Source organism: Pseudomonas sp. UC 17F4 (assembly GCF_900101695.1).
In the GTDB taxonomy this organism is placed as follows: domain Bacteria; phylum Pseudomonadota; class Gammaproteobacteria; order Pseudomonadales; family Pseudomonadaceae; genus Aquipseudomonas.
In genome coordinates this window covers 313,805-328,961 of sequence record NZ_FNKV01000002.1, presented here as the reverse complement: position 1 = coordinate 328,961, position 15,157 = coordinate 313,805, and the positions used below count along the sequence as shown (strand labels likewise).

Annotated in this window: 16 protein-coding genes; 8 read left to right on the top strand and 8 right to left on the bottom strand. The window is 63.6% G+C overall.

The annotated features are described in order from the left end of the window. Nucleotides 1-70 precede the first annotated feature (70 nt). The 4 genes from BLR26_RS26835 to mreB form a co-directional block, all read right to left on the bottom strand. Nucleotides 71-673 (bottom strand): Maf family protein, encoded by a 603-nt coding sequence (locus BLR26_RS26835; protein WP_093388159.1) that lies wholly within the window; start codon nucleotides 671-673, stop codon nucleotides 71-73. Nucleotides 674-708: 35 nt separating this feature from the next. Beyond that, a complete protein-coding gene (gene mreD / locus BLR26_RS26830; RefSeq protein WP_045196310.1) occupies nucleotides 709-1,197 on the bottom strand; it encodes a rod shape-determining protein MreD in 489 nt (162 codons plus the stop codon). After that, nucleotides 1,197-2,264, bottom strand: coding sequence for a rod shape-determining protein MreC (mreC, locus tag BLR26_RS26825; RefSeq protein ID WP_093388156.1), 1,068 nt, complete (start codon nucleotides 2,262-2,264; stop codon nucleotides 1,197-1,199). Before mreC ends, mreD begins: the two co-directional genes overlap by 1 nt. 167 nt (nucleotides 2,265-2,431) lie before the next feature. Continuing rightward, nucleotides 2,432-3,469 carry a rod shape-determining protein MreB gene (mreB, locus tag BLR26_RS26820; protein ID WP_008371426.1) on the bottom strand — a complete coding sequence of 346 codons (1,038 nt, stop codon included), beginning with the start codon at nucleotides 3,467-3,469 and terminating at the stop codon, nucleotides 2,432-2,434. Between the two features lie 202 nt (nucleotides 3,470-3,671). On the opposite strand from mreB, the gene gatC reads away from it, so the two are divergent. The 6 genes from gatC to BLR26_RS26790 all read left to right on the top strand — a co-directional run bounded on the left by gatC (nucleotide 3,672) and on the right by BLR26_RS26790 (nucleotide 8,835). Then, nucleotides 3,672-3,959 (top strand): Asp-tRNA(Asn)/Glu-tRNA(Gln) amidotransferase subunit GatC, encoded by a 288-nt coding sequence (gene gatC / locus BLR26_RS26815; protein ID WP_045196305.1) that lies wholly within the window; start codon nucleotides 3,672-3,674, stop codon nucleotides 3,957-3,959. A 16-nt stretch (nucleotides 3,960-3,975) separates the two neighbouring features. Then, nucleotides 3,976-5,427, top strand: coding sequence for an Asp-tRNA(Asn)/Glu-tRNA(Gln) amidotransferase subunit GatA (gatA, locus tag BLR26_RS26810; protein ID WP_093388153.1), 1,452 nt, complete (start codon nucleotides 3,976-3,978; stop codon nucleotides 5,425-5,427). Nucleotides 5,428-5,438: 11 nt separating this feature from the next. Next, nucleotides 5,439-6,884, top strand: coding sequence for an Asp-tRNA(Asn)/Glu-tRNA(Gln) amidotransferase subunit GatB (gatB, locus tag BLR26_RS26805; protein WP_045196301.1), 1,446 nt, complete (start codon nucleotides 5,439-5,441; stop codon nucleotides 6,882-6,884). Nucleotides 6,885-6,969: 85 nt separating this feature from the next. Further along, nucleotides 6,970-7,341: a septal ring lytic transglycosylase RlpA family protein gene (locus BLR26_RS26800; protein ID WP_093388150.1), complete on the top strand. Its 372-nt coding sequence runs from the start codon at nucleotides 6,970-6,972 to the stop codon at nucleotides 7,339-7,341. 62 nt (nucleotides 7,342-7,403) lie between these two features. Then, nucleotides 7,404-8,447 (top strand): calcium/sodium antiporter, encoded by a 1,044-nt coding sequence (locus BLR26_RS26795; protein ID WP_045196297.1) that lies wholly within the window; start codon nucleotides 7,404-7,406, stop codon nucleotides 8,445-8,447. Nucleotides 8,448-8,457: 10 nt separating this feature from the next. Beyond that, a complete protein-coding gene (locus BLR26_RS26790) occupies nucleotides 8,458-8,835 on the top strand; it encodes a carboxymuconolactone decarboxylase family protein (protein ID WP_045196295.1) in 378 nt (125 codons plus the stop codon). 22 nt (nucleotides 8,836-8,857) lie between these two features. On the opposite strand, the gene BLR26_RS26785 is transcribed toward BLR26_RS26790, so the two are convergent. Both BLR26_RS26785 and BLR26_RS26780 read right to left on the bottom strand, forming a co-directional pair. Further along, the gene (locus BLR26_RS26785; RefSeq protein ID WP_045196293.1) at nucleotides 8,858-10,231 is read right to left on the bottom strand and encodes an amino acid permease; all 1,374 of its coding nucleotides are present in this window, start codon (nucleotides 10,229-10,231) and stop codon (nucleotides 8,858-8,860) included. A 52-nt stretch (nucleotides 10,232-10,283) separates the two neighbouring features. Further along, nucleotides 10,284-11,225 (bottom strand): AEC family transporter, encoded by a 942-nt coding sequence (locus BLR26_RS26780; protein WP_093388147.1) that lies wholly within the window; start codon nucleotides 11,223-11,225, stop codon nucleotides 10,284-10,286. Between the two features lie 182 nt (nucleotides 11,226-11,407). On the opposite strand from BLR26_RS26780, the gene BLR26_RS26775 reads away from it, so the two are divergent. After that, nucleotides 11,408-13,048: a phospholipase gene (locus BLR26_RS26775; protein ID WP_093388145.1), complete on the top strand. Its 1,641-nt coding sequence runs from the start codon at nucleotides 11,408-11,410 to the stop codon at nucleotides 13,046-13,048. Nucleotides 13,049-13,062: 14 nt separating this feature from the next. Then, a complete protein-coding gene (locus BLR26_RS26770) occupies nucleotides 13,063-13,254 on the top strand; it encodes a hypothetical protein (protein ID WP_093388142.1) in 192 nt (63 codons plus the stop codon). A gap of 59 nt (nucleotides 13,255-13,313) precedes the next feature. Here the strand turns inward: BLR26_RS26770 and BLR26_RS26765 are convergent, their stop codons facing one another. Next, on the bottom strand, nucleotides 13,314-13,874 hold the full coding sequence (locus BLR26_RS26765; protein ID WP_010223415.1) for a response regulator transcription factor: 561 nt from the start codon (nucleotides 13,872-13,874) through the stop codon (nucleotides 13,314-13,316). Beyond that, a complete protein-coding gene (locus BLR26_RS26760; RefSeq protein ID WP_045196284.1) occupies nucleotides 13,874-15,130 on the bottom strand; it encodes an ATP-binding protein in 1,257 nt (418 codons plus the stop codon). The genes BLR26_RS26765 and BLR26_RS26760 overlap by 1 nt, the downstream gene beginning before the upstream one ends. Nucleotides 15,131-15,157: the final 27 nt, after the last annotated feature.

Sequence of the window (15,157 nt, the reverse complement as noted above, 5' to 3'; positions counted from 1 at the left end):
CGTCAAAGGACTTCAGTAATCATGGATCGCTCGCGGGCGACTGGCTAGGGCAGTTCTGGCTAATCCTCGCTCAACAGGCCGGCAGACGCTGCCAGCAGGGGATGGCGAATTGACCGAGCAGTTCGGCGGTTTCGTTCAAGGGCAGGCCGACCACGGCCGAATAGCTGCCTTCAAGGCGCTGCACGAACACCGCCCCCAGGCCCTGAATGGCGTAGCTTCCGGCCTTGTCGGCAGGTTCGCCGCTGGCCCAGTAGGCCTCGGCTTCCTCGGCACTGATGGGGCGAAACCGCACACGGCTTGTGACATTGACGCTCAGGCAACGCTGATGATCGGCCACGGCCACCGCCGTCATTACCTGGTGCTCGTGCCCGGACAGGGCTGCCAGCATGGCCAGGGCATCTTCGCGGTTTTGCGGTTTACCGAGAATTCGACCTTCGAGCACCACGGCGGTATCGGCGCCCAGCACTGCTACCGGGCCCTCGCTACCTTCGGGTAGTGACGCAAGGCCAGCGCACGCTTTCTCCCGCGCCAGACGCTCGACGTAAGCTGCTGCAGCCTCTGCGGGCAGCGGCGTCTCGTCGATCGCGGCACTGAGCGAAGTAAAGGGAACACCGATCTGGGTCAGCAACTCACGGCGGCGTGGCGAGCCAGAGGCCAGGTACAGCAGGGTCATCTTGACGTCTCCCTGTCAGCGTTGAATGTGAGTGCTCAGTTGATGCTCAGGCGTCGGCGCAGACCACGCAGGCCATAGCTGATCCACGGCCAGAGCAAGGCGCTGATGACCGCCGACCAGATCAGCGCCAGGGTCGGCAAGCGGTTGCCGGTCAGGGCGCTGAGCCACAGCTGGATCAACTGGGCCAGGCCGAAAATCACCAGGATCACCAGGCTCTGCTGCCACATCGGGAACATCCGCAGGCGCTGTTGCAACGACAGCACCAGGAAAGTGATCAGGGTCAGCACCAGGGCGTTCTGCCCCAGCAAGGTGCCATACAGCACATCCTCAGCCAGGCCGAGGACGAATGCAGTGGTCATCCCGACCCGGTGCGGCACGGCCAGGGTCCAGAAGGCCAGCAACAGGGCCAGCCACATCGGCCGGAACACTTCGGCGAACTGCGGCATGGGCGACACGCTGAGCAGCATGCCGATCAGAAAGCTCAGCCAGATGACCCAGCCATTACGGCTGCGGGTGCTTACCATCAGTGTCTCTCCCGGGTAATGACTGGCGCGCCGGGAACCGCAGCAGGGGCTGCGGGGGCTGCCGTGGCGGGCGGATGGGCACTGGTTGCCGGTGCGGCTGGCGTCGTGGCAGCCGGCGCCGGGGTGGCCGCAGCCGGTGCAGCCGGGGCGCTGCCAGGCGCAGGCGCGGCCGCCGAAGCGGGCAGGCCCTGGCGATCAGCCTCTTCCTGGGCAATCGCGGCATCGCTGGCACGTTGCTCGGGCGAGCGGCTATCGGTGAACACCAGCAGCAAGTAACGGCTGCGGTTGAGCGCAGCGGTCGGAATCGCCCGGACAATGGCAAACGGCTGGCCTGAGTCGTGGATCACTTCCTTGACCGTGGCCACCGGGTAACCGGCCGGGAAGCGCTGGCCGAGGCCGGAGCTGACCAGCAGGTCGCCTTCCTTGATGTCGGCGGTGTCGGCTACATGGCGCAGTTCGAGGCGCTCGGGGTTGCCGGTACCGCTGGCAATTGCCCGCAAGCCGTTGCGGTTGACCTGCACCGGAATGCTATGAGTGGTGTCGGTCAGCAGCAGTACCCGCGAGGTGTAGGGCATCAGTTCGACCACCTGGCCCATCAGGCCACGCGCGTCGAGCACCGGCTGACCGAGGACCACGCCATCGCGCTCGCCCTTGTTGATCAGGATCCGGTGAGTGAAAGGATTGGGATCGACGCCGATCAGCTCAGCAACTTCGACCTTCTCGTTGACCAGCGCCGAGGAGTTGAGCAACTCGCGCAGGCGCACGTTCTGCTCGGTCAGGGCCGCCAGCTTCTGCAGGCGACCTTGCAGGAGCAAGGCTTCGGTCTTGAGTTTTTCGTTTTCAGCGGCGAGTTCGGTACGGCTGCCAAACTGGCTGGCAACCCCCTGCCACACGCGCTGGGGCAGATCGGTAACCAGGTAGGACGGCATCAGCACCAGGCCCATCTGGCTACGCATTGGCTTGAGCAGGGTGAAGCGCGCGTCGACCACCATCAGGGTGATCGACAGCACAACCAGCACGAGCAGGCGTACGCCCAGCGAAGGGCCCTTGGCGAAAAGCGGTTTAATGGGCCGCTCCTCGTGGACGACGATTCAAGAGGTCATTCATACGGCAACGCACCGGCCTGCTTGCGGATTGACGGAAAACGACGCCCACACGGACGTCAGCCCAGCACATACAGGTAGCACTGTGGGCACTACCTGTAAACCGGGCGGCGTGAACTGCGGGCTCCGGCTTATTCGCTGGAGAGCAGGTCCATGGTGTGTTTGTCCATCATTTCCAGGGCACGGCCACCACCGCGAGCTACGCAGGTCAGCGGGTCTTCGGCGACGATTACCGGCAGGCCGGTTTCCTGTGCCAGCAGCTTGTCGAGGTCGCGCAGCAGGGCGCCACCACCGGTCAGCACCAGGCCACGCTCGGCGATGTCCGAAGCCAGCTCCGGCGGCGACTGCTCCAGGGCGCTCTTGACCGCCTGGACGATGGTCGCCAGGGATTCCTGCAACGCTTCCAGCACTTCGTTGGAGTTCAGGGTGAAGGCACGTGGCACGCCCTCGGCCAGGTTGCGGCCGCGGACATCGACTTCACGAACTTCGCCACCCGGATAGGCGGTACCGATTTCCTGCTTGATGCGCTCGGCGGTGGACTCACCGATCAGGCTGCCGTAGTTGCGGCGCACGTAGGTGACGATGGCTTCGTCGAAACGGTCGCCACCGACTCGTACGGATTCGGCGTAGACCACACCGTTCAAGGAGATCAGCGCGATTTCAGTGGTACCACCACCGATATCGACGACCATCGAACCGCGGGCTTCCTCGACCGGCAGGCCGGCACCGATGGCGGCGGCCATTGGCTCTTCGATCAGGAACACTTCACGGGCACCGGCGCCCAGCGCCGACTCACGAATGGCCCGGCGCTCGACCTGGGTCGATTTGCACGGCACGCAGATCAGTACCCGCGGGCTTGGCTGCAGGAAGCTGTTTTCGTGAACCTTGTTGATGAAGTACTGCAGCATTTTTTCGCAAACGCTGAAATCGGCGATCACGCCGTCTTTCATCGGACGAATGGCAGCAATGTTGCCAGGCGTACGGCCCAGCATGCGCTTTGCCTCGGTACCGACAGCGACGACACTTTTCTGGTTGCCGTGAGTACGAATGGCCACAACCGATGGCTCATTCAGGACGATACCGCGCTCACGCACGTAAATAAGGGTGTTGGCAGTGCCCAGGTCGATGGAAAGATCGCTGGAAAACATGCCACGCAGTTTCTTGAACATGGGAAAGTGACCCTAGGCAACGCGTGGGTAAAAAAGTGCGGCAAACTCTAACAACGGCGGGGATTTTGGGCAAGGCACCAATATGTTAAATTGGCGGTTTTTCCGAGCAAGCCTGCACATGATCGCGGCCTTATGACCGTAATACTGCCAGCATGTTCCTCATCGCGGAGCAAATCCGTTTCTGTTTTCCCAGGAGATCCCCATGGCGCTTGAACGCTGCGACGTGGAAAAGATCGCTCATTTGGCCCGACTGGGCCTGAATGAAGCCGATCTGCCACGCACTACCGATGCCCTGAACAGTATTCTGGGACTGGTCGACCAGATGCAAGCGGTCGACACCACTGGCATCGAGCCACTGGCCCACCCTCTGGAAGCCACCCAGCGCCTGCGCGCCGACGTGGTAACAGAAAGTAACCATCGCGACAGCTACCAGGCCATCGCCCCGGCGACGGAAAACGGCCTGTACCTGGTTCCGAAAGTCATCGAGTAAGGGAATAGAGCCTGCCATGCATCAACTGACCCTGGCCGAGATCGCCCGCGGACTCGCCGACAAGAAGTTTTCTTCCGAAGAGCTGACCCGCGCCCTGTTGGCGCGCATCAACCAGCTCGACCCGCAAATCAACAGCTTCATCAGCGTCACCGAAGACCTGGCCATCAGCCAGGCCCGGGCCGCCGACGCCCGCCGCGCCGCCGGCGAGAGCGGCGCCCTGCTCGGTGCACCGATCGGCCACAAGGACCTGTTCTGCACCCAGGGCATCCGCACCAGTTGCGGCTCGAAGATGCTCGACAACTTCAAGGCGCCGTACGACGCCACCGTGGTCAGCAAGCTGGCCGAAGCTGGCGCCGTGACCCTGGGCAAGACCAACATGGACGAATTCGCCATGGGTTCGGCCAACGAGAGCAGCTACTACGGTGCGGTGAAAAACCCGTGGAACCTCGAGCACGTGCCGGGCGGTTCGTCCGGTGGCTCGGCGGCCGCGGTTGCTGCGCGCCTGCTGCCTGGCGCCACCGCCACCGACACCGGTGGTTCGATCCGACAGCCGGCAGCGCTGACCAGCCTGACCGGGCTGAAACCGACCTACGGTCGGATTTCGCGCTGGGGCATGATCGCCTACGCCTCAAGCCTCGACCAGGCCGGCCCGCTGGCCCGCACTGCCGAAGACTGCGCGCTGCTGCTGCAAGGCATGGCCGGTTTCGACGCCAAGGACTCCACCAGCATCGACGAACCGGTGCCGGACTACAGCGCCAGCCTCAACGCCTCGCTCCAGGGCCTGCGCATCGGCCTGCCGAAGGAATACTTCGGTGCCGGCCTCGACCCGCGCATCGCCGACCTGGTCCAGGCCAGCGTCAAGGAGCTGGAAAAGCTCGGCGCGGTGGTCAAGGAAATCAGCCTGCCGAACATGCAGCACGCCATCCCGGCCTACTACGTGATCGCCCCGGCGGAGGCCTCGTCCAACCTGTCGCGTTTCGACGGTGTACGTTTCGGCTACCGCTGCGAGAGCCCGGTCGACCTCACCGACCTGTACAAGCGCTCCCGCGGCGAAGGCTTCGGCCCTGAAGTACAGCGCCGGATCATGGTCGGGGCCTACGCCCTGTCGGCCGGTTACTACGATGCCTACTACCTGCAGGCACAGAAAATCCGCCGCCTGATCAAGAACGACTTCATGGCGGCGTTCAACGACGTCGACGTGATCCTCGGCCCGACCACGCCAAACCCGGCCTGGAAGATCGGCGCCAAGAACAACGACCCGGTCGCCGAGTACCTGGAAGACTTCTACACCATCACCGCCAACCTCGCCGGCGTGCCAGGCCTGTCGATGCCGGCCGGTTTCGTCGATGGTCTGCCGGTTGGCGTGCAGCTGCTGGCACCGTATTTCCACGAAGGCCGCCTGCTCAACGTCGCGCACCGCTACCAGCAAGTGACTGACTGGCACACTCGCGCACCTAACGGCTTCTGAGGGATCACCACATGCAATGGGAAGTTGTCATCGGGCTGGAGATTCACACCCAGCTCGCCACCCAGTCGAAGATTTTCTCCGGCAGCGCCACCACTTTCGGCTCCGAGCCGAACACCCAGGCCAGCCTGATCGATCTGGGCATGCCCGGCGTACTGCCGGTGCTCAACCAGGAAGCGGTGCGCATGGCCTGCATGTTCGGCCTGGCCATCGATGCCGAGATCGGCCAGCACAACGTGTTCGCGCGCAAGAACTACTTCTACCCCGACCTGCCCAAGGGCTACCAGATCAGCCAGATGGAACTGCCGATCGTCGGCAAGGGCCACCTGGACATCGCCCTCGAAGACGGCACGGTCAAGCGCGTCGGCATCACCCGTGCGCACCTTGAAGAAGACGCCGGCAAGAGCCTGCACGAAGACTTCAGCGGCTCCACCGGCATCGACCTCAACCGCGCCGGCACCCCGCTGCTGGAGATCGTCTCCGAGCCGGACATGCGCAACGCCAAGGAGGCCGTGGCCTACGTCAAGGCCATCCACGCCCTGGTGCGCTACCTGGGCATCTGCGACGGCAACATGGCCGAAGGCTCGCTGCGTTGCGACTGCAACGTCTCGGTACGCCCCAAGGGCCAGGCCGAGTTCGGTACCCGCTGCGAGATCAAGAACGTCAACTCGTTCCGCTTCATCGAGCGCGCGATCAACACCGAAGTGCAGCGCCAGATCGAGCTGATCGAAGACGGCGGCCGGGTCATCCAGGAAACCCGCCTGTACGATCCGAACAAGGACGAGACCCGCTCCATGCGCAGCAAGGAGGAAGCCAACGACTACCGTTACTTCCCCGACCCGGACCTGCTGCCGGTGGTCATCGAAAGCGCCTTCCTTGAAGAGGTGCGCGCCACCTTGCCGGAACTGCCACCGCAAAAGCGTGAGCGCTTCCAGAGCCAGTTCGGCCTTTCGGCCTATGACGCCAACGTCCTGGCGACCAGCCGCGAACAGGCCGACTACTTCGAACAGGTGGTCGGTGTGTGCGGCGACGCCAAGCTTGCCGCCAACTGGGTCATGGTCGAGCTGGGCAGCCTGCTGAACAAGCTGGGCCTGGAAATCGACCAGTCGCCGGTCACTGCCGAGCACCTGGGCGGCATGCTCAAGCGCATCCTCGACAACACCATCAGCGGCAAGATTGCCAAGGTGGTGTTCGAGAAGATGGCCGCCGGCGACGGCGATGCCGACCAGATCATCGAAGCCGAGGGCCTCAAGCAGGTCACCGACAGCGGTGCGATCGAGAAGGTCCTGGACGAAGTGCTGGCCGCCAACGCCGAGCAGGTCGAGCAATACCGCGCTGCGGATGAAGCCAAGCGCGGCAAGATGTTCGGCTTCTTCGTCGGCCAGGCCATGAAAGCCTCCAAAGGCAAGGCCAACCCGCAGCAAGTGAACCAATTGCTCAAGAGCAAGCTCGAAGGGTAATCGCGTCGCCTGCTAAATCGCGGGTCAAGTCGGGGCGCCGCACCGACTTGACCCGCGATGGCCACCCTACGGAGCATCTGCATACATGTGGCGTCCCCTCAGCGCACTCGCGCTTTTCACCCTGCTGGCCGGCTGCGCCAGCCACGATATCGACCCCCGCGGTTACGACAAGACCGGCACCGCCTCCTATTACGGCTCCCGTCACCACGGTAAACGCACCGCCAGTGGCGAGCCTTTCAACCAGCACGGCATGACCGCCGCCCACCGCAGCCTGCCCTTCGGCACGCGGGTCAAGGTCACCAACCTCAACAACGAACGCAGCGTCGTGGTGCGCATCAACGACCGCGGCCCGCATACCCGTGGCCGGCTGATCGACCTGTCGCGCGCCGCCGCGGATAAACTCGGGATGATCCGTAGCGGAACCGCGCGCGTACGGGTACAAAGTCTCAGCGATTGACCTGACCCCGGAGCCCGACCATTTTCGACCTGGCCGCTTTACCCACTTTCAGCCTGCTGCAGTTGAGCATCGGCCTGCTGTTGCTGATCGCCGGCGCCGAACTGCTGGTGCGCGCCGCCCTGCGCCTGGCCGCCAGCCTGCAAGTGCGGCCATTGATCATCGGCCTGAGCCTGGTGGCATTCGGCAGCAGCGCGCCGCAACTGACCGTCAGCCTGCAGGCGGCCTACACCGGCGCGCCGGATGTCGCGGTCGGCAGCGTGATCGGCAGTAACATCTTCAACATTCTCGTGACCCTGGGCCTGGCCGCGCTGATCATCCCGCTGCGGGTCTCGCGCCAGCTGGTTCGCCTGGATATCCCGCTGATGATCGCCGCGAGCCTGGCGGTGTACCTGCTGGCCTTCAACGAACTGCTCGGGCGCCTGGAAGGAGCCCTGCTGCTGTGTGGCCTGTTCGGCTACCTGGCGATCCTCTGGCACCAGTCCCGCCACCACGCGCGCACCTACCCGTCCCCCGGACCGCGCCCGCAGCGTGGCGGCCGGTTCTGGCTTGGTAGTGTGCTGCTGATGCTGGCCGGGCTTGGCCTGCTCAGCCTGGCCGGTCATCTGCTGCTGGAGGCAGCGGTAGAGGTGGCGCAGGACCTGGGCCTGTCGGAACGGGTCATCGGCCTGACTGTGGTCGCGGTCTGCACCTCGCTACCGGAACTGGCCACCTCGCTGATCGCCGCCCTGCGTGGCGAGCGGGAGATCGCCGTGGGCAACGTGATCGGCAGCAACCTGTTCAACCTGCTGGCGGTGCTCGGCCTGACCGCGTTGGTCGCCCCCGAGCCGCTGTCGATCTCGCCCAATGCCCTGGCCTTCGACCTGCCGGTGATGCTCGGGGTCGCGGTGCTGGCGCTGCCGGTGTTCTACTCCGGTTACCGGGTGACCCGCGCCGAAGGGCTGGTGTTCCTCTGCCTGTATCTGGCTTATGGTCTGCATGTGGTGGCCTTCACCACCGGCATGCCGCTGGCCAGCCGACTTGAAAAACTGATGCTGTTCTACGCATTGCCAGCACTGGGGGCGTTGCTGCTGTACACCACCCTGCGTGCCTGGCGCCGCCAACACTAAGGAAAACAACATGGGCGACAACAACAAATCCGGCGAACAGGTTCGCCGCCAGGTCATGGGCGATGCCTTCGTCGATCGCGCTTTGAGCAATGCCACCGACTTCAGCCAACCGCTGCAGGACTTCGTCAACGAACATGCCTGGGGCAGCGTCTGGAGCCGCGAAGGCCTGCCGCTGAAAACCCGCAGCCTGATCACCCTTGCCGCCCTCACCGCACTCAAATGCCCGCAGGAGCTCAAGGGCCACGTGCGTGGCGCCCTGAACAACGGTTGTACGGTCGAGGAAATTCGCGAGGCGCTGCTGCACTGCGCGGTGTACGCCGGCGTGCCGGCAGCGGTCGATGCCTTTCGCGCCGCCCAGGAAGTGATCGACAGCTACCCGCAGAGCTGATCGATCACTTGCGCCAAGGCCGTCAGTTGCTGACGACGACGGCCTTCTGACTTTTCTTCTTCAGCCAGAACGCCACACCCAGGGTGGCGATCCAGGCCGGGATCAACATCACCGAAATGCGGATCGGCGGGGTCAGGTACATCACCACCAGAATCAGCCCGATGAACGCCAGGCACAGGTAGTTGGTCACCGGGTGGCCCCAGCTCTTGTAGAAGGTCGACTCGCCCGACGCCTGCTTGGCGCGGCGGAATTTAAGGTGGGTGATGCTGATGCTGGCCCAGTTGATCACCAGCGCCGAGACTGCCAGAGCCATCAGCAGGCCAAAGGCTTCGCCCGGCATCAGGTAGTTGATCAGCACGCACAAGCCGGTGGCCAGGGCAGAAACACCGAGGGCCGTCAGCGGCACGCCACGGCGGTTGACCTTGAGCAGCGCACGCGGCGCGTCACCCTGGCTGGCCAGACCGAACAGCATGCGGCTGTTGCAGTACACGCAGCTGTTGTACACCGACAGCGCGGCGGTCAGTACCACCACGTTGAGGATGGTCGCTACCAGGTTGCTGTCCAGGTTGTGGAAGATCATCACGAACGGGCTGCCGCCCTGCACCACCTTCTGCCACGGGTACAGCGACAGCAGCACCGCCAGGGCGCCGATGTAGAAAATCAGGATGCGATAGACCACCTGGTTGGTGGCACGCGGGATGCTGTGGCGCGGGTTGTCGGCTTCGGCAGCGGTGATACCGACCAGTTCCAGGCCGCCGAAGGAGAACATGATCACCGCCATGGCCATCAGCAAACCGCTGAAGCCGTTGGGGAAGAAGCCGCCGTACTGCCAGAGGTTGGCGACGCTGGCGTCCGGCCCGCCATTGCCGCTGGCCAGCAGCCAGGCGCCAAAGCCGATCATGCTGACGATGGCGATGACCTTGACCAAGGCGAACCAGAACTCCATTTCACCGTAGACCTTCACCTGGGTGAGGTTGATCAGGTTGATCACCACAAAGAAGATCGCCGCCGTCGCCCAGGTCGGGAAGTCCGGCCACCAGTACTGCACGTAGATACCCACGGCCGTCAGCTCGGCCATGCCGACCAGCACATAGACCACCCAGTAGTTCCAGCCGGAAACAAAACCGGCGAACTCGTTCCAGTAGCGGTGGGCAAAGTGGCTGAAGCTGCCGGCTACCGGCTCGTCGACCACCATCTCGCCCAGCTGGCGCATGATAAAGAACGCCATCAGGCCGGCAATCGCATACCCCAGCAGCACGGCCGGACCGGCCATCTGGATGGTCTGGGCAATACCCAGGAACAGGCCGGTACCGATGGCGCCACCCAGGGCAATCAACTGGATATGGCGATTCTTCAACCCGCGCTGTAATCGCTCTGGGGGGTTCTGTTCTTGCATGAAATGTCCTTGAAGGTGGAAGGCAGTGTTGGCTTTATTGTCGGCACAGAATCTAGATCCAGCCGCCCCACTGCAAGAGGAAAATGCCGATATTCGTGGTTATGGCGGCCATCAGCGTAGTAATTACGATGATCGAGGCGGCCAGTTCATGGTTACCGTTGGCCGCGCGGGCCATCACATAACTGGCCGCGGCGGTCGGGCTGCCGATGTACAGGAACAGGATACCCAGCTCCGCGCCGCGAAAGCCGCAAAGCCAGGCCGCCAGGGTGCCGATCACCGGCAACCAGATCATCTTCACCAGGCTGGCGCTGACCGCCAGGCCACCGCTTTCGCGCAGTGACGCCAGCGACAGGGTACCGCCAATGCAGATCAATGCCAGCGGCAGGGTCATCTGCGCCAGGTAATCACCGGAGGTCAGCAACCAGTTGGGCAGCGGCACTTGCCCGTAGGCCATGGGCGTGGCGAGTAGCACGCTGATGATCAGCGGGTTGCGCAGGATACTCTTGCAGATGCTCCAGGGGTCGGACTTCATGCTCGGGCTGTACACCGCCAGCACCACCGACGACAGCGAGTTGTACAGCAGTATCACCAGACCGGCGAGGATCGCCCCCAGCGAAATGCCGTAATCGCCATACATGCTTGCCGCCAGTGCCAGGCCGATAACCCCGTTGTTGCCGCGAAAGCCGCCCTGGGTGTAGATGCCGCGGTCTTCACGCGGGCAGCGCCACAGGGCGAAGCCCCAGGCCAGGGCAAAACTGCCCAGGGTGGCGACCACGAAGAACACCAGCAGTCCGGGCTTGACCGCCGCCGTCAGGTCGGCGTGGTAAATCCCCAAAAACAGCAGAGCCGGCATGCACACGTTGAACACCAGCGACGAGGCGGTGTGGATGAAGCCGTCGTTGATGGCCTTGATGCGTTTGAGCAGCACGCCCATGAACAGCATGGCGAACACCGGCGCCGTGATGTTCAGCGTCTGGATAAAGAGGGCGAGCATGCAGGGTGGTCCCGATGGCTGTCGTTAGGGGGCTAATGATACGTCAGCCACCGATTGATGAATCGTATTCCTGTGTAAGAAAAAAGAGTTGTTGACGTAGGAAATGGTTTGGATATGATCGAAACAACTGTACATACATACAGTTGTTTAGGTAAATCCATGACATCTCAAAGGAGTTGAATATGTCAGGTATGCAAACTGGACTGCACGCCCAAAAGGCGCTCGCCACCACCGTGGTCGCCGACCTCGACGCCCTGTTCAGCGTCAGCGGCATCAACATTCCCGGCCCTGACGCCCGCCTGGTGCTGGTGCTCGACGGCCATCACACGATCAAATACCACCGCCTTGGCCTGGCGGCCAAACCGCCTGCCAGTGGCAAGCCGGTACTGCGCTTCGAAGGCGGCGAACACACCGCCATCGGCGACAACACCCTGCTGCGCTTCAGCCACGACAGCGCGCCGATCCCGGCCTGGAAAGTCGCCCTGCACCTGGCCAATGGCCTGAGTCTAAGCTACGGCCAGATCGTCGCCCTGGGCGGCGATTTCTATGGCATTCCCGAGCGGCCGATTGCCGATGGCGCCACAGCCGAAGAACGCGTTGAACGTTTTGCCGCCGCCTTTGATTCACTGGCCGTGCTTCCCGCCTCCCGGGAAGAAGCCGGCAAGATCCTCGCGGTCATGCAGCGGGAAATCGCCGCCGCCAACCAGGCGATCAAAGACGGTCGCCAGCCTCATGAAGCCTACGACCAGTTGGGCGACACCCTCTCGGAAGAGTGGAACAAGATCACCGGCGGCGGCAGTTTCGTCTCGCCGATGTTCCCCCTGGGTCGCTATCTCAAGCTGGCCGCCAGCAACTGGGACCACTTCGGTGAATGGGCGCTGCTGGCGTATGTCGCCGGCCATACCGCCGCCTTGCGCCAGGCCGTGAAAGCTCGCGCCAGCGGCGATGACGGGCAGCTGGAACTGGCCTACGCGATGAACGCCTTCGCCGACCACTTCCTCACTGACCTGTTCTCCGCCGGCCACGTGCGGGTACCGCGCAAGGCGATCAAGGACAACGTCACCCCGGCCGATCTCGGCTCGCTGATCTCGCGCTTCATGCACGATGAAGACAGCAAGTACGGCCTGGTGCTGCGCAATGCCCAGGGCGATACCTGGCGCGGCTATGGCGACAAGCGCTACTTCGACAGCATCGACGTCGCCAACCGCAAACAGGTGGGCCTGGCGGTGCAGAAATCTGCCGATGAGATCTTCCAGGCATTCGACACCGGCAACCTGCCGGCGCCGACAGCCTATGGTGCGCTGCGCATCGCCGCTGACTTGCAAGCTGCCGTGGAAGGACAGGTGCCAGGCAACTTCGCCCCACTGTTTGCCCTGCGCAACGGCAAGCTGATGCGCCGCGCCGACGTCAACAACCTCAATGACCCGGCGCAGATCGACAACTGGTGGGGCTGGAGTACCTACCTGCTGCTCAAGGACTACAGCCCGAACAAACCCACCGGCTACCTCGATGCCCCTGCCAGCGCCCCGAGCATTCGCGCCGACGGCTGGCAGACCCAGGTACCGAGCCAGCCCAACTGGCTGCCCGGCCATGCCGTGCGTTATGCGGTGAGCGTGGTCAACGGTTTCAACGAGTCCTACATTGGCCCGTGGAGCGACTACGCCGAACTGACCGAGCGCTTCCAACCGACCCTGACGGTGCCGCTGGACACCTCCGGCAAGTCGGTGTCGCGCAATCTGTTCCGCCAGTTCCGCGGCGGTTCGCCGGAACTGATCGCCTCGCTGGATGCGAGCACCACGACCTATATCGATCAACAGCCGTGATAAGGAAATCACTCATGAGCATTACCCTGAACATTGAGCTGGCGTCGGGCCAGTCCCTCAAGGATGTACCCCTGGAGCTGCTGCGCGATGGCGTGGTGGTGGGTCGGGCCAAGCTGGCTGAAAGCGGCAAGGTGGTATTCGATGCCGCGCACGGGGCCGGGCAACTGGCAGTGCGGGTGGATCGAACGATCCTCGGCGGCAAATAAATTGATCGCGGGGCAAGCCCGCTCCTACAGTAGGAACGGGCTTGCCCCGCGATAGTCAATCAGCGCCGAACCGGGCGCTTTTGCAGCTTGCGCTGCAAGGTCCGCCGGTGCATGCCCAGGGCCCGGGCCGTGGCGGAGATATTACCTTCATGTTCAGTCAGCACGCGCTGGATGTGTTCCCACTGCAGGCGGTCCACCGACATCGGGTTTTCCGGCACCAGGCTGTCGAGGTCGGCGTGCTCGGAAAGTAGCGCGGCCAGCACATCGTCGGCGTCGGCCGGCTTGCACAGGTAGTTGCAGGCACCGCGCTTGATCGCCTCGACCGCGGTGGCGATGCTCGAGTAACCGGTGAGGATCACCACGCGCATTTCCGGGTCCAGCTCCAGCAGCTTGGGCAACAGTACCAGGCCCGAATCGCCATCCATCTTCAGGTCCAGCGTGGCATAGTCCGGCACGTCGTCCTGGGCGATTTTCAGGCCCTCTTCGGCAGAACCTGCAGTGCTAACGCGAAAGCCGCGGCGACTCATGGCCCGGGCCATTACCCGGGTAAAGGTAGCGTCGTCGTCAACCAGCAGCAGGTGCGGCAGCTCTTCGCCTTCAACCTGGATTTCATCACTCATCACACATCTCCTCGCGCGTCACGCGGCAGGCGCAGCTCGGTGAGCGTACCGCCTTCTTCATGACTATAGAGTTTTACCGAGCCGCCAGCACGGGTCACGCTGGCCTTGCTCAAGAACAGGCCCAGGCCGAAGCCTTTGCCCTTGGTGGTAAAGAAGGGTTTGCCGATCGATTCGGCAATCGCTGCCGGCACGCCCGGGCCGTGGTCGCGGATGCTGATCACCATGTCCTGAGCGTCCCAGTCCAGGCGCACTTCCAGGTCGTCCGGGCAAGCATCGGCGGCATTGTTCAACAGGTTCAGCAAGGCCTGGGTGAGGTCCGGCGGCGGCGCCAGGCGCGGCACATTGCCCTGGCCCAGGCGCTGGAAGCGGTAACTGGCCTCGGGGCGCATCAGGTGCCAGCGGTTGAGCGCTTCGTCGAGCCAGAAGGTCACTTCCTGGTTCTCGACCGCCAGGCGCCGGTTGGCTTCAGCAGCACGCACCAGGTTCTGCAGGGTCTCTTTACACAACTTGACCTGGTCCTGCAGCACCGCCAGGTCTTCCTGCAGCAGCGGGTCGCTGTGGTCCTGGCGCATTTCCTTGATCAATACGCTCATGGTCGCCAGGGGCGTGCCCAGCTCATGGGCAGCGCCAGCGGCCTGGGTGGCCACGGCCAGCAGTTGCTGGTCGCGCAGGCCCTCCTCTCGGCGTTCGGCGCGCAGTTGCTCCTGGCGGCGCAGCTCTTCGGCCATCTTCGCGGCGAAGAAGGTAATCACCGCAGCTGCCAGGGCGATACTCAGCCACATGCCGTAGACCTGCATCTTCTCCCGGGCCATGGGGAAGGTCTCGAGCGGATAGAACTGCACCAGCAGCAAGCTGTAGGCGGCCAGGGCAATACCGGAGAGGATCAGCGAATAGACCCAGGGCAAGGTCACCGCGGCAATGGCCAGCGGCACCAGGTAATAGGACACGAAGGGGTTGGTCGAACCGCCCGAGTAATACAGCAAGGCACTGTGGATCAGCAGGTCACAGGCCAGCTGGAAGGCATATTCCAGCTCGGTGACCGGCAGGGTCAGGCGCAGGCGCAGGGCCGTGAACGCGCACAGCAGCATCGACAGGCCGAGGGTAATGACCAGCGACAGCCACGGTAGCGGCAGCAGTTCGGTCCAGTAGGCGACACCGACCGAGCCGGCCTGGGCGGCAAGCACCAGGATGCGGATGAAGGTCAGGCGCCAGAGGTTCTGACGGGTTGCAGACAGCATTTGTACGGGGGCGAGCATGAGCTCTCCTGATGAGTGCTCCAGGCG

Bases quoted from the DNA above. Each gene is read 5' to 3' on its own strand.
- BLR26_RS26835 (WP_093388159.1), bottom strand. From the start codon at position 673: ATGACCCTGCTGTACCTGGCCTCTGGCTCGCCACGCCGCCGTGAGTTG.
- mreD (WP_045196310.1), bottom strand. From the start codon at position 1,197: ATGGTAAGCACCCGCAGCCGTAATGGCTGGGTCATCTGGCTGAGCTTT.
- mreB (WP_008371426.1), bottom strand. From the start codon at position 3,469: ATGTTCAAGAAACTGCGTGGCATGTTTTCCAGCGATCTTTCCATCGAC.
- gatC (WP_045196305.1), top strand. From the start codon at position 3,672: ATGGCGCTTGAACGCTGCGACGTGGAAAAGATCGCTCATTTGGCCCGA.
- gatA (WP_093388153.1), top strand. From the start codon at position 3,976: ATGCATCAACTGACCCTGGCCGAGATCGCCCGCGGACTCGCCGACAAG.
- gatB (WP_045196301.1), top strand. From the start codon at position 5,439: ATGCAATGGGAAGTTGTCATCGGGCTGGAGATTCACACCCAGCTCGCC.
- BLR26_RS26800 (WP_093388150.1), top strand. From the start codon at position 6,970: ATGTGGCGTCCCCTCAGCGCACTCGCGCTTTTCACCCTGCTGGCCGGC.
- BLR26_RS26790 (WP_045196295.1), top strand. From the start codon at position 8,458: ATGGGCGACAACAACAAATCCGGCGAACAGGTTCGCCGCCAGGTCATG.
- BLR26_RS26785 (WP_045196293.1), bottom strand. From the start codon at position 10,231: ATGCAAGAACAGAACCCCCCAGAGCGATTACAGCGCGGGTTGAAGAAT.
- BLR26_RS26780 (WP_093388147.1), bottom strand. From the start codon at position 11,225: ATGCTCGCCCTCTTTATCCAGACGCTGAACATCACGGCGCCGGTGTTC.
- BLR26_RS26775 (WP_093388145.1), top strand. From the start codon at position 11,408: ATGTCAGGTATGCAAACTGGACTGCACGCCCAAAAGGCGCTCGCCACC.
- BLR26_RS26770 (WP_093388142.1), top strand. From the start codon at position 13,063: ATGAGCATTACCCTGAACATTGAGCTGGCGTCGGGCCAGTCCCTCAAG.
- BLR26_RS26765 (WP_010223415.1), bottom strand. From the start codon at position 13,874: ATGAGTGATGAAATCCAGGTTGAAGGCGAAGAGCTGCCGCACCTGCTG.
- BLR26_RS26760 (WP_045196284.1), bottom strand. From the start codon at position 15,130: ATGCTCGCCCCCGTACAAATGCTGTCTGCAACCCGTCAGAACCTCTGG.